The 21,997-nt window shown below is 33.9% G+C and carries 22 protein-coding genes; 5 read left to right on the forward strand and 17 right to left on the reverse strand.

Annotation, left to right across the window (positions count from 1 at the left end; genetic code table 11):
* Positions 1–2: 2 nt before the first annotated feature.
* Positions 3–314: a NifB/NifX family molybdenum-iron cluster-binding protein gene (locus tag AC1VAQ_RS08235; protein WP_302595762.1), complete on the reverse strand. Its 312-nt coding sequence runs from the start codon at positions 312–314 to the stop codon at positions 3–5.
* Between the two features lie 121 nt (positions 315–435).
* Between AC1VAQ_RS08235 and AC1VAQ_RS08240 the strand changes: the two genes are divergently transcribed.
* Entirely contained in the window at positions 436–816 is a 381-nt protein-coding gene (locus AC1VAQ_RS08240; protein WP_302595763.1) for a VOC family protein, read from the forward strand.
* Positions 817–893: 77 nt separating this feature from the next.
* Here the strand turns inward: AC1VAQ_RS08240 and AC1VAQ_RS08245 are convergent, their stop codons facing one another.
* Together AC1VAQ_RS08245 and truA are read right to left on the reverse strand one after the other, a co-directional pair.
* Complete coding sequence (locus tag AC1VAQ_RS08245; protein WP_302595766.1) at positions 894–1,709, reverse strand: RelA/SpoT domain-containing protein; 816 nt, start codon at positions 1,707–1,709, stop codon at positions 894–896.
* 198 nt (positions 1,710–1,907) lie between these two features.
* On the reverse strand, positions 1,908–2,645 hold the full coding sequence (gene truA, locus AC1VAQ_RS08250; protein ID WP_302595768.1) for a tRNA pseudouridine(38-40) synthase TruA: 738 nt from the start codon (positions 2,643–2,645) through the stop codon (positions 1,908–1,910).
* 191 nt (positions 2,646–2,836) lie between these two features.
* Between truA and AC1VAQ_RS08255 the strand changes: the two genes are divergently transcribed.
* Positions 2,837–3,580, forward strand: a complete 744-nt coding sequence (locus AC1VAQ_RS08255; RefSeq protein ID WP_303243997.1) for a hypothetical protein — start codon at positions 2,837–2,839, stop codon at positions 3,578–3,580.
* 86 nt (positions 3,581–3,666) lie between these two features.
* Here AC1VAQ_RS08255 and AC1VAQ_RS08260 read toward each other — a convergent pair whose 3' ends face one another.
* From AC1VAQ_RS08260 to AC1VAQ_RS08290, 7 genes are all read right to left on the reverse strand, one after another.
* Positions 3,667–4,539 (reverse strand): GNAT family N-acetyltransferase, encoded by an 873-nt coding sequence (locus AC1VAQ_RS08260; protein ID WP_302595771.1) that lies wholly within the window; start codon positions 4,537–4,539, stop codon positions 3,667–3,669.
* A gap of 136 nt (positions 4,540–4,675) precedes the next feature.
* The gene (locus AC1VAQ_RS08265) at positions 4,676–4,816 is read right to left on the reverse strand and encodes a hypothetical protein (RefSeq protein ID WP_302595773.1); all 141 of its coding nucleotides are present in this window, start codon (positions 4,814–4,816) and stop codon (positions 4,676–4,678) included.
* Positions 4,817–4,834: 18 nt separating this feature from the next.
* Positions 4,835–6,100, reverse strand: a complete 1,266-nt coding sequence (locus tag AC1VAQ_RS08270) for an amidohydrolase family protein (protein ID WP_479903784.1) — start codon at positions 6,098–6,100, stop codon at positions 4,835–4,837.
* A 295-nt stretch (positions 6,101–6,395) separates the two neighbouring features.
* The gene (locus AC1VAQ_RS08275; RefSeq protein WP_479903785.1) at positions 6,396–6,707 is read right to left on the reverse strand and encodes a DUF503 domain-containing protein; all 312 of its coding nucleotides are present in this window, start codon (positions 6,705–6,707) and stop codon (positions 6,396–6,398) included.
* A gap of 26 nt (positions 6,708–6,733) precedes the next feature.
* Entirely contained in the window at positions 6,734–8,437 is a 1,704-nt protein-coding gene (locus tag AC1VAQ_RS08280) for a HEAT repeat domain-containing protein (protein ID WP_302595777.1), read from the reverse strand.
* A gap of 31 nt (positions 8,438–8,468) precedes the next feature.
* Entirely contained in the window at positions 8,469–10,922 is a 2,454-nt protein-coding gene (locus AC1VAQ_RS08285) for a hypothetical protein (protein WP_479903786.1), read from the reverse strand.
* Positions 10,923–11,148: 226 nt separating this feature from the next.
* Complete coding sequence (locus AC1VAQ_RS08290; protein WP_302595780.1) at positions 11,149–11,733, reverse strand: class I SAM-dependent methyltransferase; 585 nt, start codon at positions 11,731–11,733, stop codon at positions 11,149–11,151.
* 326 nt (positions 11,734–12,059) lie between these two features.
* Between AC1VAQ_RS08290 and AC1VAQ_RS08295 the strand changes: the two genes are divergently transcribed.
* Complete coding sequence (locus tag AC1VAQ_RS08295; protein WP_302595783.1) at positions 12,060–12,521, forward strand: metal-dependent hydrolase; 462 nt, start codon at positions 12,060–12,062, stop codon at positions 12,519–12,521.
* Positions 12,522–12,529: 8 nt separating this feature from the next.
* Here the strand turns inward: AC1VAQ_RS08295 and AC1VAQ_RS08300 are convergent, their stop codons facing one another.
* From AC1VAQ_RS08300 to bioB, 4 genes are all read right to left on the reverse strand, one after another.
* The gene (locus tag AC1VAQ_RS08300; protein ID WP_302595785.1) at positions 12,530–13,411 is read right to left on the reverse strand and encodes an SPL family radical SAM protein; all 882 of its coding nucleotides are present in this window, start codon (positions 13,409–13,411) and stop codon (positions 12,530–12,532) included.
* Between the two features lie 257 nt (positions 13,412–13,668).
* The gene (locus AC1VAQ_RS08305) at positions 13,669–14,859 is read right to left on the reverse strand and encodes a hypothetical protein (RefSeq protein WP_479903787.1); all 1,191 of its coding nucleotides are present in this window, start codon (positions 14,857–14,859) and stop codon (positions 13,669–13,671) included.
* 202 nt (positions 14,860–15,061) lie between these two features.
* Positions 15,062–15,763 carry a glycerophosphodiester phosphodiesterase family protein gene (locus AC1VAQ_RS08310; RefSeq protein WP_303243999.1) on the reverse strand — a complete coding sequence of 234 codons (702 nt, stop codon included), beginning with the start codon at positions 15,761–15,763 and terminating at the stop codon, positions 15,062–15,064.
* Positions 15,764–16,135: 372 nt separating this feature from the next.
* Positions 16,136–17,095 carry a biotin synthase BioB gene (gene bioB, locus AC1VAQ_RS08315; RefSeq protein WP_479903788.1) on the reverse strand — a complete coding sequence of 320 codons (960 nt, stop codon included), beginning with the start codon at positions 17,093–17,095 and terminating at the stop codon, positions 16,136–16,138.
* A gap of 577 nt (positions 17,096–17,672) precedes the next feature.
* Here bioB and AC1VAQ_RS08320 point away from each other — a divergent pair.
* Entirely contained in the window at positions 17,673–18,884 is a 1,212-nt protein-coding gene (locus AC1VAQ_RS08320) for an ammonium transporter (protein WP_479903789.1), read from the forward strand.
* A 16-nt stretch (positions 18,885–18,900) separates the two neighbouring features.
* Here AC1VAQ_RS08320 and AC1VAQ_RS08325 read toward each other — a convergent pair whose 3' ends face one another.
* Positions 18,901–19,284, reverse strand: coding sequence for a hypothetical protein (locus AC1VAQ_RS08325; RefSeq protein ID WP_479903790.1), 384 nt, complete (start codon positions 19,282–19,284; stop codon positions 18,901–18,903).
* 120 nt (positions 19,285–19,404) lie between these two features.
* Between AC1VAQ_RS08325 and AC1VAQ_RS08330 the strand changes: the two genes are divergently transcribed.
* Entirely contained in the window at positions 19,405–20,400 is a 996-nt protein-coding gene (locus AC1VAQ_RS08330) for a DMT family transporter (RefSeq protein WP_302600225.1), read from the forward strand.
* Between the two features lie 489 nt (positions 20,401–20,889).
* On the opposite strand, the gene AC1VAQ_RS08335 is transcribed toward AC1VAQ_RS08330, so the two are convergent.
* Both AC1VAQ_RS08335 and AC1VAQ_RS08340 read right to left on the reverse strand, forming a co-directional pair.
* Entirely contained in the window at positions 20,890–21,285 is a 396-nt protein-coding gene (locus tag AC1VAQ_RS08335) for a hypothetical protein (RefSeq protein ID WP_302600224.1), read from the reverse strand.
* Positions 21,286–21,387: 102 nt separating this feature from the next.
* The gene (locus AC1VAQ_RS08340; RefSeq protein WP_302600223.1) at positions 21,388–21,762 is read right to left on the reverse strand and encodes a PH domain-containing protein; all 375 of its coding nucleotides are present in this window, start codon (positions 21,760–21,762) and stop codon (positions 21,388–21,390) included.
* Positions 21,763–21,997 lie beyond the last annotated feature (235 nt).

The raw sequence follows: 21,997 nt of genomic DNA on the forward strand, positions 1-21,997 counted from the left end.
TACTACTTATTTTTTTCACTTCTTAAATAAGCACTTAAAATATTTCTAGTATTTCCTTTGGCACCTGTAATTACTTTAATCTGATATTTTTCTAATTCACGTTGCTCTTCAGATGTAATAGCGCTACATAGCAAAGTATCAACACCTTCATTTTGTAAGATGTATAATAAATCTTTTCCTGCTACGCCAACAGAAGTATCAATTAACATTCGGCCACTAGGGCGTCCTTTCTGTATTTCAAAAATCTCAAAAGCCTTCGTTTTTCCAAACTCTCTCGCTACATTTCGCCCATCAGCAGTTATAGCTACAAGCATACGCTACCTCCCGGAGGAAATATTAACTCTTTTTCCATTATATGTATTTAACTTGTATTTTATATCTTGTTTTAGGTATACTAAAACCTAACTATCACTTTTTAATTTTTAGGAGGATATTATGATTAATCAAATTGGTAAAATTACTTTATATGTAAATAACCAAGCAGAAGCTAAAAGCTTTTGGCTTGATAAAATGAACTTTGTTGTTAAACTTGAGCAACCTATGGGACCAAATATGACTTGGCTAGAAGTTGGTCCTAGTGCAGATGCTTTTACAAGCTTCGTTCTTTATGAAAAACAACTTATGTTAGCTCAAAGACCAGATGCCAATGTAGCTTGTCCAAATATCATTCTCAGCACAAAAGACATTGCTGCTACTTATGAGCAGCTTAAACAAAACGGCGTTAAAGTTGGCGAGCTTCAAATCATGCCATATGGCAAAATGTTTTCTTTTGAAGACCAAGATGGCAATACATTCCTCATTCGTGAGGACTTATAAAATAATAAAAATGGGTACCTAAAAATGAAATTTTTGTGGTACCCACTTTATATTATAAGCAAAAAATATTCTACTTTTTATGGCGCAATCTTTGAATCTTTATTTTTCTTTAATCTTTCTATTTCCTGTTTTTGTTCCTCTATTACCTTTTGATAATTTACTTCTTTTTCACACCATTCCTTACTGAGTGTGTTAATAAGAGAAGCCATTTCATCCGCACTTCCAATGATACGGTTAAAGAGTAGTAAATTAGATTTAAGGATTTCTGGAATCTCTACATGAGAATATCTTAAACGATGGTCGATTTCCCCATACCCTTCTTCAAAAATAGTTCTCACTTGAATCTCTGCAATAACTCTGCGATTGGTTGGATAAAATTCTACGAGATAGTGTACTGATCTATATCCTGAAGCCCTTGATCTCACCTCTATATTGAGGTCATTAAACACATCTACATTATCCCCTTCCCTCACATTAGCCGTAATCTCAATAACCTTCCATGTATTTACGATATATTCATGAATCTCTCGCCATTGCTCCTTGAAGATATGAATAACCCTTATTCCAATTAAATCATTAATTTCATCCTTATAATTTGCTATATTAAACTGAAAATCTTCTCCATACTTAAGTTTTCTATCTGCTGTTTTTCGAATCACCTTTTCAATAAGCCCATCTGGGTCTTTCATCCTAGATTTCACTGTATGAATATTTTCTTGTGAGCGCAAGATATTGGCAATGAAATCACCATGATTTTGATAAGCATCCATATGGGCAATATAATCATTGTAAATGGCTGATAACTCTTCTACATCTATATTATTTTCCTCTATCATCTTCATTGTATATGGATACTTTAATAAAAACTCATCTAAATTGAATTTTGATATCATGTTTACGCTCCTATTATATATATCTATTTAAATACTCTATTAAATTTACTAGCTAATTCTTATTTTAAATTATAGCTTAAAAACTTTTGCTTTAAAAGTTACTCTACTTACTTATAACCAATTTCTCTTATAACTACACATCCTAATCAAAAAACTCTCAACATAAGCATCACTAAATGCCTACATCAAGAGTTTCTCTTAATACTTCACGTCTACTAATGAAAGTGCCTTTGGTTTCGCCATAGGATAACCAGCCGCTCTTTGTTTTTTATCCATTATAATTTGTGTCTGCTCTGCTGTAATTGTGCCTTTACCAGCCTCAATAAGTGCGCCAATAATCATTCTTGGCATATGAAGTAAGAAGTCATCTGCTGTAATGCGAATTTGAATCATATTTCCTTCTTTAATGATTTCAATATCATTTACAGTCTGCATTGTAGATTTACCATTTGGTTTTAAGCTTGTGAAGCTTTGGAAATCATGAGTTCCCTTAAAAATAGCAGCTACTGCTCTCATATTTTCAAGGTCAAAATCATAATCCATATGGTGAACATACTTTCTCGTAAACACATTTCTTCGTGCTCCGCAATTAATTGTATAAACATAAGTCTTAGCTTTTACATTATAGCGGGCATGGAAACGCTCACCCACTTCTTCTAAACTCTTTACTACAATGTCCTCTGGTAAAAATTCATATAAGTAATCTAACATACACTCTTCACTTAAAATACATTCTGTCTTAAAGTTTGCTACATAATTTTCTGCATGTACGCCTACATCGGTACGCTCACAGCAAATAAGCTCTATCTTTTCTTCCGTCATCTTCTCAAGTACAGCTTCTATTTTAGCCTGTACTGTAAGATCTGTATCTCTTTGAACTTGAAAGCCTTTATAACGACTTCCATCATACTCAATAACCATTTTAAAATTTTTCATTAAATTTACCTATATACTTTCTATTTTATGTTGTTCATTTTTTATTCTTACATTTAGTTTCTTATTCATTATACACTATGAGCAATCTTATTGTTAGTTATTCATATTTCGTATTGTTTTTTTAATTTTTACTCTAATATTCTCTTGTCCATGTTATAATTTATTTATCTTATCCATAGAGGAGATTTTATATGAATGAACTAAATAGTCAAATTGAATTTCAACCACAAACTTATAGAATATCTGAGCTGTTCATTAAAAGAAGTAAGGTCAACTATCTCCTTTCAATGATTATGCTCCCTATTGGTATATGTCTTATGACATTTTTAGTACAACATACTACTGATACCCCTTTTAATTTTCAATTTTTCATCTGCTTTATTGGCTGTGTTTCTATCTTTTTAGAACTTGAAATTTTCATTGTAAGCCGTATTATGCTTAAGAAAGTCAAAGAAAATACATTAACCATAGGTGAGGATTTTATTCAACGTAAATCAAAAGTACTCGAACCCCCGATTCAATTTAAATTCATTCAAAAGCTTGCTATCAAATATGCACCTAATGGCAACGTCAACACTATCGATATCCAAACCTCTAGTCAAAGTGTCCGTCTATGTGGTTTTGAAAACATGAGTGAGATTGCAGAACTTCTCAAATCCAAATCTCCTTCTGCGAAGGTCAAAGAGCATACTTATAAGTTAGATTATAATCATCCGCTTGCCTTCATCACTATATTTGTTGCTTGTATTCTTGTTTTTTATTTTGCGCGTTATAAATTCTTCCTACCTTTAAATGATATTTTTCTCGTAGGCTTTGGAATATGGCTACTACTTGGCAAACCCATTTCTAAGGCACAAGGGGACCGTTTTAGAGCTATTGAAGTCATTTGTAGTATCCTTATGATTGGTTGTATGGCCTTAAGCTATCTTCCTTAAATGCCTTAAGTATCAAAAAGCTATAAGACTTGTAACATTCCTAGTCTTATAGCTTTTTTCATTAACCTATCAATTATTATATCCACTTATGCATGTGATAACGCTGGAAACATTAACTTTCTTACCTCTACCTGCTTCAAATCTTCTCCCATTATGAAAAATGTACAGTCTTCTTCATGATGTTCTACCCTTATATAGCTGACTGCCTCCTCCTCAAAAGGCGTAAATCCTAATCTCACCTCTTTGATTTGGCTTCCAAAGGCTCCTACCACTTCCTCTAATGCTACCTTTTTTCTTGCAACAATGTCTTGAATAAATAATTTATCTTCCTCTACTTCTGCCACCACATACACTTCTTCAGATCCTAATTGATATACCATTTCACTGTCCATTGCATAAAACCCTAAAAGGCCTTCATTATCCCTCATCTGAAATCTATATTGGCTTGCTCCTTCTCGTGCCGTTTTTAAAAACTTATCTAGATTTTCTCTCCTTGTCATATCTACAGATTTCATCTTTAAGGTACTTGTTTCTGCCTGTACTTCTTTGCTATAGCTATATTCTCTAGCCTTCTTGAAACCAAATTTAGGATAGAATTCAATCACACTATCATTGCCAAATAAGTAAATTCCATCAACCTTTCCTACATACTCAGCCAGTACCTCCTCCATTAAATATCTTAAACAGCCTTGCCCTCTATAAGCCTTATCTGTCATAACAGTCCCTAGCTGAATATAGTTTTTAACTTCTCCATCCATTTCAAAGGTCATTAAATTCACAGATACATTTGAAATAACCTTATCCCCATCCATTAAAGAATAAGGTATGTACTTATCCCCCCATAATCCTTTGGCATACCACTTTTCAAAGTTAATACAAAAAGTCTTTTTCGCCAGTTCACTAAAACTTTTGCGAACCTCTTCCTGATTTTTATAGTCTTTAATAAATGTGTATTTCATACTAATCCCCCTATATATTATTTCTCTTTAAAAGTAATATTCACTTCTTCTATATTTATACTCTTCACTATCTGCAAGCGCCTTTAAAGCCGCTTCGTTCTATATCTTCATCCATAAGATTATCTATTATCAATCACTATCTATATTGTCCACATACCTTGCAAATCATAGCACTGCTTTTATTCTTGTTCTGACACTTTTTACACACCCACTCACCATTTATACTAGGTGTTATAGACTGTACTGGTGTATCATTTTTCTTTATAACCACCCCCATATACTACCCGCTATGGCTTTACACATGTATTAATTCTCCTCTCACATACCTTCTCTTAAGCCACTCTGTTCTTCCTGTATAAATAAATTTCTCCAATCTCTCTTCCAAACTTAGTTTTCTATCTTCCCTTGAATAATCATCTTCCACAATAAGTGCATCAAACTCATACCCTTCTTCAAAGCTTCCTACCTTCCCAAAGAATTGTCCGCCTCCTTTAGTTGCCAAATAATATGCCTCGCTGATACTAAGTGGTTGGTCTTCAAGGTGATTTACCCAGTGCATCTTAGATGCCATCACTGTTGCCACAATATGAGCTCTCATATCTAAGGTATGGCCTGCTCCTACATCTGAACCTAGCCCTACCTTAATCCCTTTATCTAAATAATGTCTAAGTGGCATAATACCGCTCGCTAAATTAAAGTTAGACTGTGCACAATGTGCTACCATGACATCATATTTCTTAAGCATCTCTATTTCTTCTTCTGTATTATAAATGCAATGTGCCATAATGGTTTTTCCTTGTCTTAAAAGACCATAATGTGCATAAACTTCCGTGAAACTTTCTCTTTCAGGATGCAGTTCCTTCACCCAAGCTACCTCACTACGATTTTCATCCAAATGTGACTGTACAGGTAAATCATATTTGGCTGCCAGTTTTCCTAACTGCCCCATAAGCTCTCCCGTTGTACAGGGTACAAATCGTGGGCTCACAATATAATTAACTAATGGATTTTCAGCTTTATCCTGTGTTTCTAATATTAACTCCTCTGTTTCCCTTGCAGAAGCCTGCGTTTCTTCTATTAAATCTTTTGATGTGTTTCGGTCCATATTCACCTTTCCAATATAACCACCTAGTCCTGCCTTTTCAAAAAGCTCTATCAAAACACTTGTTGCCTCCTTATGGCAGCTCGCCATAACACAAGCACGCGTAGTACCTACTTTCTTTAAATCTCCTACAAAGATTTTATACTTATCTCTAGCAAATGCTATATCTTTAAAATGGCTTTCCAAAGGAAATGTATACTCATTAAGCCAAGGAATAAGTTCCTTGCTATATCCAATTCCAGCATTCTCCCACTGCGGTGCATGTACATGTATATCTACAAATCCAGGTATAATGAGTGCTTCTCCCAAATCCTCCACTTGCTCCTGCGTATATCCTTCCGGAATTTCCTTAGTAATACTTTTTACTTTACCATCCTCTACTAAAATATAGCTATGTGGATAGCTTTCAAATTTCTCTGGCACTGCAGTATAAATAATATTTCCCTTTAATAATATCATTTACCCCATCTCCTCATTAATTCAAGTGTCTCTTCAGGTTGTCACACTTTTTCTATAATCTGCTACTTAGCAAAAAAAGAGCTAGTAATCTTTTACCCAGATACTAGCCCCTTTGCTCTCATTATTATATTATTATATTATCATACTATTTTACACTTTTCCATAAAACTTTCTACCATCTATTAGGTACCCTTAGTTTAAGAATCTCTTCTCCAAGCTCCCCTAATTCATCCTTATACATGGCATATTTCTTTCTTGTTTCAGACCCCTTTTGGAGTTTTTCCATGCATACATTTTACTCCTCTGTACTCATAATATCTCGAATCACTTCTAGCATCTGCGCCTCTGAGTTTTCTTCTATAAAGCTTATCACATGATCCAAAATACTATCGCAATTTCCAGTATGGTCTGCAATACAAGCAATACCTATAACAATAATTTGGTGAATATCCTGTTCTGCTATTTCTGAAACTGCCACATTAAACTTATTTTTCACCTTACCCATAATACTTTTTACAATCATTCTCTTTTCTTTTAAAGAATGAACATAAGGTGCATGTAACTTAATTTGTAATGTGCCTACTAACATTTTGTCTATTCCTTTCATTCTAATAAGTGATAGTTTCCTCACTACTATAATGTCTTATTAGGAGGCACGATACTCATAATTCGCTCTTGAATTTCTTTAAATGCCTTCATGAACTCCATATTATTTTTTTCATTTTTGCTTTGCCACTGCTGCTCTATTTCTTTAGCACGTGCTACTGAAATCTTAATATGTTTCTCCTCACATAATCTTAATGCATCATTTCGGATATAAAATGGACTATCTCCTAAACGATCTATAAGTCTTTCCACTACATTTTCATGTGCCTTAATCATTTCCTCACTTCTCATATAGAGCACATTAATCGCTTCACTTCGCACCTGCGGATTATAGTCACTTAACAGTTGTGCATTAAAGTCTGCCACTTCCTCAAATGGTAATTGTCTTATAACTTTAATTTTATTCATAATACTGCTTTCGCGTGCATAAGTTGCTCCCCACGGATTACTATATGAATATTTTTCATCTAAACGTTCTTTATCATTTACAATCGCCTTTAACTTTCCATAAATATACCTTTTTATTTCAAGGTCACCAATCGTAATTAGTACATCTTCTATCATACAATTCGTCTCGTTATCTTTTTTATACAATTCCTTACAAGTCTCAATAAGCTCCACTACACCATGTTCTTTAATAAAATTGCACCAGCTATATAAGCCTATACCTTCTTCTATACACTTTTTAAGTAGTGGTATTGAATAGACTTCTTTCCATAGCGCTAATACACGTTTTCTAAACTTATCATATACTCTTTGCCCATGCGCTTCTACCATATATTGCTCTGTTTCGTCATCTTCTATAAAGCTGCATATATCTTTAGCTCCTAGTAATTTTAAAGTGTCGAACTTTGTCTCTTCTAAATATTTTATATAAACATCTAATATTCTCGTATCCTCCTCTATTACTTCCCAAATCCCTGTATCGAAGAATAACGAATTAAAAAGCTGCACCAACTGTTTAAAAAGCTCCTGATCCTTTGTAGCTAATTCAAATAATCTTGGTAAGTCTAAGCTGCTTGTAAGCTTTGTACTTAGTTCCATTTGTATTGTATTCTCTTTTAATGCCCCTACTAATATGTTACGTTGGACATTGATGTCTTTTAATAATTCTTTCTGCTCCACAAGTAACTGTGTTAAATATACCGCTCCCCAATCTTCACTAAGCTCCAGTAATCTAAAGGCGGCCTCTTCAAATGATTTCTTAGTAATCCAGTGTGTAAATCCATAAGAAATATATCTAGAGAATTCTTCATTTTGTCCTATAATCATATAGTCCTCAATAAGTTCCTCGCACCATTCACCCATAGTCGTTAATGTAATTGCCAGCTTAAAAATCTCCTTATCTGATGTCTCAAACAAAATCTTTTTAAACATCTCATAAGTTGTATGTGTAAAGCATTCTTCTGTTACACGCTCTCTTAATTCTCCCATTACACTTAATGTCTTAAAATCCATTTGTTTAAGCTTTTTCTGAACAATCCTACATTCAGTTAAGTGTCTCTCCGTAATTTGTTTTAATAAATTACAGATAGCACTCACTTCCCATTCTACTTGTTCTTGGCTTTCGCTACAGAAAGTATCTAAAAGTGCCGTTGAAATGCGAATTTGTCCTTCCTCTAATGGGTCTATCCTATCTACTGCCTTCTGCTTATCTAATATGCCTGCCGTCGTACATTCATTCAGTATCTCCCATATGGCCTTTGGTCTATTAAATGGTACTACTTTCATTTACTCTCCCACCTTTTAGGGATCTCTCTTCCTACACCTGTGCTGCTTCAAGTTCTTCTAAACTTTGATATAAACTATTAACACGGTATAAAAACTCATCCCCACCTAATAATGTATCATCTACTTGCTTTAACACACTTGCTATTACTTTATAATCATCTAATTGATTGACTTGTAGAAATTCCTGTAATTCCTCTCGCTTTAGTATTTCTTGTAAAAATTCTTGCGTTTTAATATATCCATTATCCATATACTTATTAATAAGCTGCTGTAATCTTGGTGCCACTTGCTCAAGTCCTACTATTTGGTTTTTTTCTCGTTTTTCTTCCCTTAAAATAATATTTAAGCTACCTTCGCCTTCTTTTTTATAACGCTGTCCAAAATAATAGAAAATCACATGATATAAACCATATTGGTCTTGTATACTGCTTCCCTTGAGTTGATCCTTCATTTTATTATATAAATCATAGGCATTCACCTTACTTGCCGTCTTAGCAACTTCCATTAAATGATTTTCTAATTCATCAATAATCTCTTTCTTACATTTTAATCGACTACTATGCACATATGTATTGCTACCTACCTGTACAACCTCTTGAGCTTCCTTTATCTTTTGCTCTATTGTCAGCTTATTATTTCCTAGGACATAATTATATTCTTTTTTCGCTTCTTCTACTAAAAGTTCCACCATGTCTTCATCTAAATAAACAGGCTTTTTGAATTTATCTCTAAAAATCATGTCTAAAATATAGCTACTTGAGATACTCTCTTTACTGTAAAATCTCCCATTCGCCTTGTAGCCCATTGCTTCTAATAAATTAGGAATTACATCTTTCCCCCATTTTTTTATACCAATTGCTCCTATTGCCTGCTCGATTGTCTTCTCATAAGTAGTTAACTCAAAAGCTTCTGGTAATTTGTCAGCTAATGTCTCCATCAGCTGCTCTTCACCTACTTCTTCATGGAGAAAGACCATATTCAATATCGGATTATATCCTAAATCATGAAATGCATTATATTTAATCAGACTTATGATTTGTCTGTTTTTTTCTCCTAAAACAGTTTCTACAACTTTAAAGGCTACATGATGATCTCCCTTATTTAAATAAGTAAGAATTTCTACAAGCTTACTGCTTCTTAGTATTTCAGTAAGTGCTTCTAATGTTTGCATTTGGAGCTTACTTGTTACTTCTAATGTTTGTCCTAACTTATTTGCAGTTTCTTCTAAACTGTATCCTTCCTCAAAACGATACTTCAGCACTTCTAATCCTTCTCTATCTTCATACTGCTCAAAGGCTAAACTTGGCACAACAATTTGATTTATTGATTTTAATGCATTTTCTAATGCTGGTCTATTGATAAGCCCGCTTGCAGTATTTATGGATTTATGCTGTAACTGCTTTAGTTTCACCTTTTTTAAACCGTTATCTATAGCTATGCCATAAATTATCCCAATTTGTCCTAACGTAGAATTATTAAACACTTCATATAGGTGTGATTCTAAACAAATTTCATAATCCGCTATAGCTTCAGCTGCTTCTTGTGCTATTCCTATACACGCAAAACTACTGTCTTTCATAGCATAACGTGCTAATATCTCTAACGTCTTTTGATATTTCTTCGTTCCTACACCTGTGTAATTTTTATAACTCACTAAAAATGCTGTCGTAATTTCACCTAACTTACTAATCTCTTTAATCTTTGCTAGCTTATGGAGTGGTTCATAACTGCTTTCTTTAAATACATCCTTAATTTTAACTTCACTATATACTGGCTGCATTTTAATATGAATACGCCAGTCTAATGTATTTTCTAATGCTTCCCATTCCTCTCTGGTAAACAATCTAGCTACTGATTTAAACGTAATGTATCCCTTGAATTTGCTTAGGAAACTCTTTGCTCTAACTATCGTCATGCCTGGATAGTCTAGCATATAAGCTACAACTTGCCCATTTATTTGTGTTGTTCGTATAATTCCCTGTTCTTCAATATCATTAATTAACTTCTCTTCATAGGCCTTAGTTGTAATATAATCTCTAATCTCTCTTTCAATGACTACTTCATTAATTTCTAATTCTTCAGTTTCATCTTCTATGTAATCTTTAATTCGTAAAGGTTGCTTTTCTTCTACTCCTACTACTTCTTCTGTATTTTCCTCTTGTTCTAGTTCTAGTGCTATTTCTTCTACTGTATTCTTTTCTTGTTCTAGTGCTATCTCTTCTGTTGTATTCTTTTCTTGTTCTAGTGCTATCTCCTCTGTTGTATTCTCTTCTTGTTCTAGTACTATCTCTTCTTCTGCTGTATTCTCTTCTTGTTCTAATGCTATCTCTTCTTCTGCTGTATTCTCTTCTTGTTCTAATATGCTCTCTTCTATTATGCCTTCTTCTTGCTCTAATTCTGGCTGCACATTGCTTACAGTTTCAGCTTCTTTCTTCTGCGGTCCTGTAAACAACTTCTTGAATAATTTATGTAATGGATTTCCCATGTAACTTTCTCCTTTTTCCCCTAGTGCATTAATATTGTTATCTTTATACTATATGATTTTACACCTTCTTTCAATAAAACCCCAGTCAAACTTTCCTACCCTGAAAATAAAGAAAGAAGTGTCATGAAATTTATTTCAAGACACTTCCCACCTTATCTCTATGCTATATATGTTCTATCTGCCTTATCAGATTTTCTCTTTCAATTATATCCTCACTTCTAAACACTTATATCTTCACGCATTCAAAATAAAAGTATTTTTCATCTTCTATCATCTTTATTTCAAATCCTGTTTTACGGCATAATTCCTTTAACTCATCATCTAAAGGAATTGGCTCCTCTTTAGCTGAGGTATAGTTAATAGCCTTATGATGTGCCTTTAGCTCTTCTCTTGTTCTGCAGTGTACCATTACTAATTGGCCACCTGTCTTTAAAAGCTCATTTGCATTCATAAAAACTCTTAAGAGATTTTCAAAATGTGGTACTACATTAAATATAATACAATAATCATTTTCGCCTTGTATATGTGAGATTTCTCCTTCAAAGTCCACACAAACTAATGTTGCTAAAGGAAATCTTTCTGCAAATACCTTTAACATATTTTCAGAACTATCTATTCCTACATAGTGCATTACATCTCTTTCTGTAAGTAAATCATATAAAACGCCTGTCCCACATCCTACATCTATTACCTTTTCATCTGGTTTTATATTCAATCGTTCAATTACTTCATCTGCTATCCTAATATTTTTCTCTGGTACATTCCACGCCTGCGCACTACTATCAAAAAACACTTTATCTTTTCTTCCCATTAATTAGTCTCCTCTTTAAATACGCTTTTATTTAAACTATTCTTTTATTTGCACTTTTCTATAAAGAAACCAACTATAACTTTAAATGAGCCATTATATAAATAGGTTTCTCTCAATCATTTCACATAGCTATAATATAATCAATCACTAAATTTTATAAATGTGAAATCTATATTTAAGCACATATAGCTCTCTCTTCTTTAAATCATCTATAAGCTACAGCATAGCTTATGATTATAAATAAGATATAAACGACATTTTTCTTGCTTTCTCAATGCTTTTATCTCATAATATACTATATTTTTATTCTAAAGGAGTATCTTATTATGGCCGGTTATAAAGGACATCTACGTGGTGGCATGGTGACTGCATTTATTTTAATTATATTTCTAACACCTAGCCTCTCAATTTCACGTACCCCATTAAATATTATTTTGCTTAGTATCAGTATTATATTAGGAAGCCTGCTTCCAGATATTGATCATCCTTATAGTCTATTAGGTCGCTATATTCCTTTTATTAGTAAACCTCTTTATAGATATTTTGGACATCGAAGTTTAACACATTCGTTATGCTTTATCTTTTGTCTTGTTCTTATAATCTCTTTATTTGGTTTCGAAATCTTTGCTCTTGGACTAGGTACTGGTATGCTTAGTCATGTTGCACTCGATTTATTCTGGCCAGGTAGTAGCGGCGTTGCCTTTCTCTACCCGTTCTATAAACGCCGCATTGACCTAATGCCAAACTTTCATCCCAAAAAGAAAAAGCGACGTAAAAAGAGACGTTAATGCTTTCTTTAAAAAAGTGTAAGCTGCTCAACTTTATAAGGTGTTTGATATAAATTTATAATATCTTGCATCTTATAAGCGAGCCCATACTTTGTACACTGCGTCGTAAATACTTTCCATAGTTTCCCTATTTCTATGCTTCTACATTCGTAGTTATTCCCAAAATGCGTAATGTACTTTTCTTTCACGCCAGGAAAATGCCTCTCTAATGCTTCAAAATAATATTCCCTTTGATTTTCTCTAAGTGTCATTCCAATGGCAGGATAAATAAACTTCGCACCATTAAAGGCTGCTTGTCTTACAATTTCACATATATTCTCTTCATTATCTTCAATAAAAGGTAATACTGGCATTAATAATAAGCCACATGTAATTCCGGCTTCAGATAATTCCTTAATCGCTGCAAATCTTTGCGACGTAGGTGCCACATGCGGTTCTATAATTTTACATAATTCATCATCACAAGTCGTTACCGTCATCTTCACAAGTACAGGGGCATTTCTTTGAATTTGTTTCAAAATATCTATATCCCGAGTAATAAGAGGACTTTTAGTAGCTATAGCTACACCGAATCCATATTGTGCAATTAATTCTAATCCTCCTCTGGTTAACCCATACTTTCTTTCCATAGGATTATATGGATCTGACATAGAGCCTGTCCCAACCACACCTGTTCTAATCTTACCCTTTAATTCCGCTCTTATAATCTGCAATGCATCCTTCTTAGCCCTAACTTCATCAAAGTTATCAATACCATAACAACTACTTCTACTATCACAATATATACAGCCATGATTACACCCTTTATATATATTCATCTTATAGTCAATGCCAAACCAATCATTTCCCTTACATCTTGTCACAATCGTCTTCGCTGGTATAAATTCCATCCTTCTCCTCCTTCTCTTTCTCTCATTTAACTTATCCTATCCTCCATCAAAAAGAGGATGCCAACTTACCTATAAGTTTACAGCATCCCCTTCCATATCTCCAGCCTATTTATCTTATCTCCTCTTCCCCACCATCTTTTTCACCATTTCCCCGTCACTTCATTATTTCACCTTTTACGCCCTACTATCTTCTTCCCCTTTCACTATTCGCACTTTTAAATTTTCTCGCTTTACTCTTTTCTGCCCTTCGTCTTCCCTCAATATATCACCACACTTGTTCCTTCCACATAGCATTGCCCCTCATAAACTAGCATCTGCTTCTCTATCCCTTCACCTTGTGTATCTTGAATTCCTACAAATTCTTTATACTCATATACACCATCTACCTCATTTTCCCACCACCATGAGGTAACAATATATCTATTCTCTAAATACGCCTCAAATCGAAGTCTTTTATGCATAGGAATCTCTAAAGTTTTATCTAAACCATAATGTCCCCTTACATATCTCTTTTCTTCCCCTCTAATATCCTCATAAATCTGTTCTAGGTCATATCGCAAAACACCATTTAACTGCTGGTGATTAATCTGACATACAATACGTTCTTCTAAACTTTCTATATCCACTGCATATACATTTTCTATCTGTGTCTCAAAGTCCTTTTCTCTATAATAAATATTCCCATTCTTTATACCTAAATAACGTATCCAACCATCAATCCATCGTTTTTTTATTTCTCTAAAAGGTATAATGTCCTCCCTTTGCTTTATTCCTTCTATTAATGTAGTTAATGGAAGCACATACAATCCTTCAGTTTCCCTAATCTGACTTGCATCGAAGTTTTTAGCCATAATACAATCGTAGATTTGCTCATACTCATAATCTTCCATATAAGATTCATTAAAGATTACCCACTCTTCTCCCTGTCTCTTGAAACATGGCAATCGCCTAATTAATCCATGACCTGCTGGTAGTCCTCCTACAAGTCTCAACATTGTTACTAAATAACTTGTTTGCTCCTCTATATCACATAAGTAATACATGTTCTCCGCTTTCTTATTTTCTCCTCCAACTAAGAAATACCTTTGATTAATGGCTATAATCTCTTCCCCTTGTATATCGCCTATCCAAATATTTTCTGCCTTAATAAACTTCCCCGTTGTCTTATCTAATACCTCTATCTCTACTTGCCCCTTATCTTGTAGTTTTGCAATAATAATCTTATTGCCATCCATATATACTTTTTGTGTATAAAATATATCTTCTCCTAGTTCATACCGCCACAGTAACTCCGATCTCTTATTTTCAGTTTCGTATCTTCTAACTTCATAAAAGTATCTTTTCCCCTCATTAACCTGTACTGAGAAAAATACACTTTCACTCTCGACTTTAATAAGCTCAATATCCGGATACCGTTCTCTGCTTTGAGTTAAATTAACTATTTTCATTTTCAATGCTCCTCTAGTCTCCACTTCTCTTTCTTCTATCATTACTATGCATCTTTACTTACTTTATGCTTTACTCTTCTTACTTTCCTACTCTATACAAAAAGAGGAGATGTCTCGAAATAAATTTTTCGTGACATCTCCTTTTCTATAATATAAGCCAAAAGAGTCCTCTTTTCTTTTTTATTCTTCACTTGTCCAAAATCTAACTAGTCTTTCTTTCACGTTTCTTAATGACTTCCTTTAACTTATCAGGATAGTTGGTAATAATCATATCTACACCTAACTTAATAAGCCGTTTCATTTCCATTTCATCATCTACAGTATACGCACTTATTGCCAAATCTGCTTTATTTGCCTGCGTCACCATCTCTTTAGTAATATTTTTATAGCTAGCATGTATGCCATTAGCTCCTACATAACTACAATAACGTTCTACTCTATATAATGGTTGCCCACATAATATTGCCGTTCGTGCGCTATTATCTATTTGTTTACACTTCACCAATGAATAATGATTAAAACTGGATAATACCACTTGTTCCATCATATCATAGCGATACAAGGTATCTATTATCTTTTCCTCTAATCCTTCATAGTGTGCTAAACTATTTTTAAGTTCCAGATTTAAAAACAAATTATTCTTCTTACTTAATGTCAGTAACTCCTCCAAACTTGGCACACCTAACCTCTTTAATTCCAAAAAGCTATGATTCTTAACCCATCCATTTCCTTCTACCACACGCCCTAATTGTTCATCATGAATCAATACCATTACGCCATCACTAGATAATTGTACATCCGTCTTAATCCCATCTGCTCCAAGCTGTATCGCCTTCTCAAAAGCTTCCATCGTATTCTCCCTTGCATATACACTCGCACCATGATGTGCAATGTTCAATACCATAATATATCCTCTCCCTTAGCTTCTCTCAATAATCTATCCTTAGTAAACGCCCCTCAATTTTTTCTCCTTTCTTCTAATCTCCCATTTCTTATATATCAACTTTAACACTTCACTATTAAATTAACATTATCTGCATATTAAAATTTCAGCAAATAACTTAAAAGCTTATAGTAAATAAATAAATAAATAATTCTAATAAATATTTCATAATATGTCATCCTTAAATCTCTGAATTCCATATATGCTCTATTTACTAGAAGTCCTCATTTCACTAACTAATAATTTGTATTTCTTCCAATATATCTTCTTCTTCTATTAATATAAACCTGTCCCTAATATATCCATTCATATATACTTATTTACCTACTCATGTTAGTCAATTACAAACCCCAATTCCGTAACCAACTCACGATCCTTCGCAATATTATTTCCACAAGTAGTTAATAAATCTCCTGTTATGGTCCCATTAATACCACCTCTAAAGGCTCTTTCCCCATAACCTTTTAGCTGACTGCGGCCACCAGCTAATCTAATAACTTTTGTAGGATTTACAAATCTAAAAATAGCTACTGCACGCAAAAATTCATCTTCTGTAATATACTGACATCCTTCTAAAGGTGTCCCTGCTATAGGGCTAAGTATATTAAGTGGAATAGAATCTACGTCTAATTCTCTTAATTCAAAAGCCATATCAATGCGGTCTTCCATCGTTTCACCTATTCCAAATATCCCACCTGAACAGACTTCAAGCCCTGCTTCTTTTGCCATTTTAATCGTTTCAATCTTTTCTTCATAGGTATGTGTACTGCAAATACTTGGGAAAAATCTTCTAGATGTCTCTAAGTTATTGTGATAACGTTTTACACCAGACTTTTTGAGTGTCTCTAAATCTTCTTTTCCTAACAAACCATGTGACGCACATAATCTTAAAGTTAAATCTTCATCTAAGCGTTCATAAATCTTACATACCTCTTCCACATCATCTTTAGTCATCCTCTTTCCAGAAGTAACAATCGAATATCTCCCTACACCTTCACATGCATGATGAATCGCATCCTCAAGCACTGTTTGTGTATCTAGAAGTTCATATTCCTCTATATTAGTTTTATAATGAGCTGATTGTGCACAATACTTGCAATCCTCACTGCATTTACCACTCTTTCCATTAATAATACTGCAAAAATCAAATTTATCTCCACAAAAATGTGCTCTGATCTCATCCGCTACTTCTAATAATTCCTGAAGCTCATTATCAAGTAACGCCATTGCCTCTTCCTTCGTAATGCTATAGCCAGACTTAATCTTGTCTGCAATCTCCGCCAATGATGCCATGTCTTTTCCTCCTACCATAACCTGTTTAAATATTTCCACACATTATTGTATAGGTTCCACTAATAATTGTAAACCTTTTTATACTCAATTGTTGTCATTATTAATATTTTAAGTTTACAATCAATTACTCGCATCTATCTTATTAACATTCTCAGTTTACAATCAATTACTCACATCTATCTTATTAACATTCTCAGTTTACAATCAATTACTCACATCTACCTTATTAACATTCTAAGTCTACAATCAATTACTCACATCTACCTTTTATCACCTTATTTTATCACATTATGGCGTCTCCTTATCCATACTTTCTGTTTATCTACATCAAATTTATACAGCATATCTCCACACCTATTTTTAGAATTCAATAAATTTTTTAACACAAAGTTATTGACAAATTCCTATTTTCCCTCTTATAATCCTAATTGAACAAAGGCGTTCTAAAAAACAGTTGAGCTGTTATTTTAGAACGCCTTTTTTATTACCCAAATTGTTATACCGATTAGAAGATATCTCTATTTTCTAATTTAAAAACGGTCATATACATACTAAATTTTTATAGGAGGCTTTCATTATGGATATAATCTTCGTACTTAACTCAATGTGGACACTTATAGCTGCAATTCTTGTTTTCATTATGCATGCCGGCTTCTCCCTCGTAGAAGTAGGCTTTACACAATCAAAAAATGCCGTAAACATTATTATGAAAAACTTTGTAACCATATGTATCGGTGTACTTTCTTTCTATATGGTCGGCTATGCTTTTATGTATGGTGGTGAACCCGGATCACTTATAGGTACAACTGGCTTTTTCCTCACAAATGTTCCAGATAGCGTATCTGGTATCTCATTTGAAGTATACTTCTTCTTCCAAGCAATCTTCTGTGCAACTTGCGCCACTATTGTTTCAGGTGCTATGGCAGAAAGAACTAAATTCTTTGCTTATATCATTTTCTGTATTGTTGCCACATGTTTCATCTATCCTTTCATCGGTCGCTGGGTTTGGGGCGGCGGTTTCTTAAGCAAATTAGGCTTCGTCGACTTTGCTGGTGGTACAGTTGTTCATGCCTTAGGAGGTGTAGCTGCCTTAATAGGTGCAAAAATGGTAGGCCCTAGAAACGGTAAATATCGAAATGGCATTGCCAAAGCTATCCCAGGTCACAATATCCCACTTGGTGCTCTAGGTGTACTCATCCTCTGGTTCGGTTGGTTCGGCTTTAATCCAGGTAGTACATTAGACATTACCTCTCCAGTAACAGCTCACGCTGCTATCACAACACTTCTTGGTGGTGCTGCCGGTACCATGGCAAGTTTAATCTTCAGCACAATTCGCTACAAAACTCCTGATGCAGGATTAACCCTTAATGGTGCACTTGCCGGACTTGTAGGGGTAACAGCTGGTGCTTCTGTTATTTCTTACTCTGGTGCGCTTTGCATTGGTCTAATCACTGGTACCATCATGATTCTCTCTGTAGAATTCCTAGATACAAAACTACATATCGATGATCCCGTAGGTGCGATCTCAGTTCACGGTGTTTGTGGTACCCTCGGCACTATCTTCATTGGATTCTTTTCTCAAGAAGGTGGCCTTTTCTACAACGGTGGCTTCAAACTTTTAGGTATCCAATGTTTCGGTGTAATCATCTGTATCCTCACCGCTACAATTCTTTATCTTATCACCTTCAAACTCATTGATAAAACAATAGGCCTTCGCGTAAATACCGAAGAAGAACGCTCCGGCCTAGACACAATGGAACACGGCATCTCTGCTTACACGCTTCACTAAACTCTTCTTTCAGATACTAATCTCTCTTTATATACTTAGATTTATTTATATTACCTCTCCCAAAATAAAGATAGAACGAACTATTTAGTACCCTACAGTTTGCTCTATCTTTGTTTATATTCTTATTTCTATCCTTGTTTCTATCCTTATTTATATTCTTGTTTCTATCTTTATTTCTACTTTTGTTTATATTCTTATTTCTATCCTTATTTCTACCTTTGTTTCTATTCTTATTTCTACCTTTGTTTCTATTCCTGTTTCTGTCTTTATTTCTGTCTTTATTTCTGTCTTTATTTCTACCCTTGTTTCTATTCTTGTTTCTATCCTTATTTCTGTCTTTATTTATATCCTTATTTCTACCCCTGTTTCTATTCTTATTTCTATTTTCTTCTCCTGCCATATATTCATTTATAACTATTAATTTCTATCTTTCACCCTAGTTAATTCATCATATTATAGAATATTTTTATGATTTCGTTTATACTATATTAGACCTCTATTTATATTGGAGGATTTTTTTATGATTAATTTTTACTTGGAAGGAGTCCTTAACTTGGAAAACAAAAGTTTTTTAACAAGCACATGGTTTGTTGCCCTAGGCGCCTCTCTATGCTGCTTACTTTGGGGTAGTGCCTACCCATGTATAAAAATAGGCTATGAGCTCTTCAATATTGAAGCAAATGATCTCTCTGGAAAATTCCTCTTTGCAGGTTTTCGTTTCACCCTCGCCGGTCTCTTAGTTCTTCTAATTGCCCTTCTCACCAAAAAAAATCTCACTTCCTTCTCCCGCAAAACTTGGGGACAGGTCTTTATTTTTGGTGTTACACAAACAACACTACAATACATATTCTTCTATTTAGGCCTAGCCTACTCATCTGGTGTTCGTAGTTCTATCTTAAATGGAACAGGTGCCTTCTTTAGCATCTTAATCGCTCACTTCATTTACAAAAATGAAAAGCTCGGTTTCTCAAAAGCACTAGGATGTATTATTGGTTTCCTAGGTATCGTTCTTATTAACCTTGATGATAGCGGTACCCTATTTTCAGCTTTCAGCCTAAAAGGGGACGGTTCTGTAATATTGGCGGCATTTATTCTTTCAGCTGCTTCTATCTATGGCAAAAGAATTACACAACACCAAGACACATTTGTCGTAACAGGCTATCAACTTACTATAGGTGGATTTATCTTAGTTCTTCTAGGTATTCTACTAGGTGGTTCAATAGGTCCATTTACGCTCACCTCTCTAGGTCTATTACTCTACATGGCAGCACTTTCTGCCGTAGCCTTCTCACTCTGGGCTGTCCTACTAAAATACAATAGTGTTGGAAAGGTTGCTATCTACAATTGTCTAACTCCTATCTTTGGAGCCTTTTTATCAGCTATATTCCTAGGAGAAACCATATTTGAGTTCAAAAATATTATTGCTCTCATTTTAGTTTGTTTAGGTATCTTCATTGTAAACCGCACCTTTACACCTCATAAATCATCTGCTTCTAAACAAGCCACTCCTTTATAGAGATAGTTATCTCTATAAAGGGGTAACTACCTCTATAACGAGATAATTTTCCCTATAACAGCGCAACTACCTCTATAACTACCTTTATAACGAAGTTACTCTCTCTATAACAGGGTAACTACCTCTATAACGAGATAATTTTCCCTATATCAGCGCAACTACCTCTATAACTACCTTTATAACGGAGTAACTCTCTCTCTAACAAGGTATCTATTACCACATACAAGAGAATAATACAATTAGAAATGGAGCTCATCTACTCTGTAAGAAAATGACTCGTATTATATTCTCAAGATACAGGAAACTTAAAGAGCAAACTTTCCTAATAAAAAAATGTGCTACTACAAAATCAATTATAACTTTGTAGTAGCACATTTTTTTATTAGGATGTATAAATATTATCTCCATAATAATCTTCTCACTAATCAGATATACACTAAACCTACTCTATTTCTCATACCTCATATTACAGTATTTTTATATGTACATCTACATATTTTTACTCATCCTATTTTTCTCATCAATTACAGCCACTTGATATTCATCTTCATATATAATCTTTCCTATATAATTGGTATAGACCACATCATATTCATACTCATACTTATCTAATAAGTACATTAATGGTGTAATTCGTTCTAACATCTTCTCTGCTCCATCAACCTTAAAATAGCAAATGGCTTTCTGTGGATTTCCTTCTTTATAAAATGGTGGTTCAGGCAACAAACTTGTAAACCACTTTTCAAGCTTTAAAAATAACTCTTGGTCCTCCTCAGATAACTTTCCCTCATTATGAATCTTCCAACAGGCTCCTATCACGCCTATTGGTTTCCCTGTACTTCCTTTATCTCTTACTTGAATACGTACATAATTTTGTTTAATCATCTCATTCACCTAAATCTCAACATCTATCGCGAAGTAAACCTTACTTAATACTATTAAAATCTAATACTACAAAAAAACTTTACCCTAATTTAACACTCCATACTATAATATACATTCACTTAGTAACTTATTAATCTTCCTAATATCATATCCACCAGATATTTCAAAGTGTATCTTTCCCACACTACTAACCCAAATATTAAGTTCACTTTCTAAATCAAATGTTCCACAACTCTCAATAGAAAACGTTTGTATTTTACTATATGGAATAGTTGTATAATCGACTTTTCTCCCCGACACACCCTGTACATTAATAGCTATAATCCTTTTAGATGTAAAAATCACCTTATCCCTTACTGTTCTAAAAGCCTCTTCAACCTTTTCTCCCGTCACTAATAAATCCTTCACTGCTTCCATTGCCTTATTCAAATCCATGACATTCAGCTTAATATACTCTGGGTTAATAAAATCAATCATTAAATATGCCTCCTTTTACTCTGTACTTTTAATATTTCCTTCTACTCACATTGTATGCAAAAAAGACTTATTTAAATTACAATCCCTCCCAAAACCAATGTCCTAATTAATATGACAATAAATTTATATACACAAAAAAACCTCATAACTAAGATCTACTTAATTACAAGGTTTTTCGATAATGCCCAGAGCCGGAATCGAACCAGCGACACGAGGATTTTCAGTCCTCTGCTCT

This window comes from Cellulosilyticum sp. (assembly GCF_982396655.1).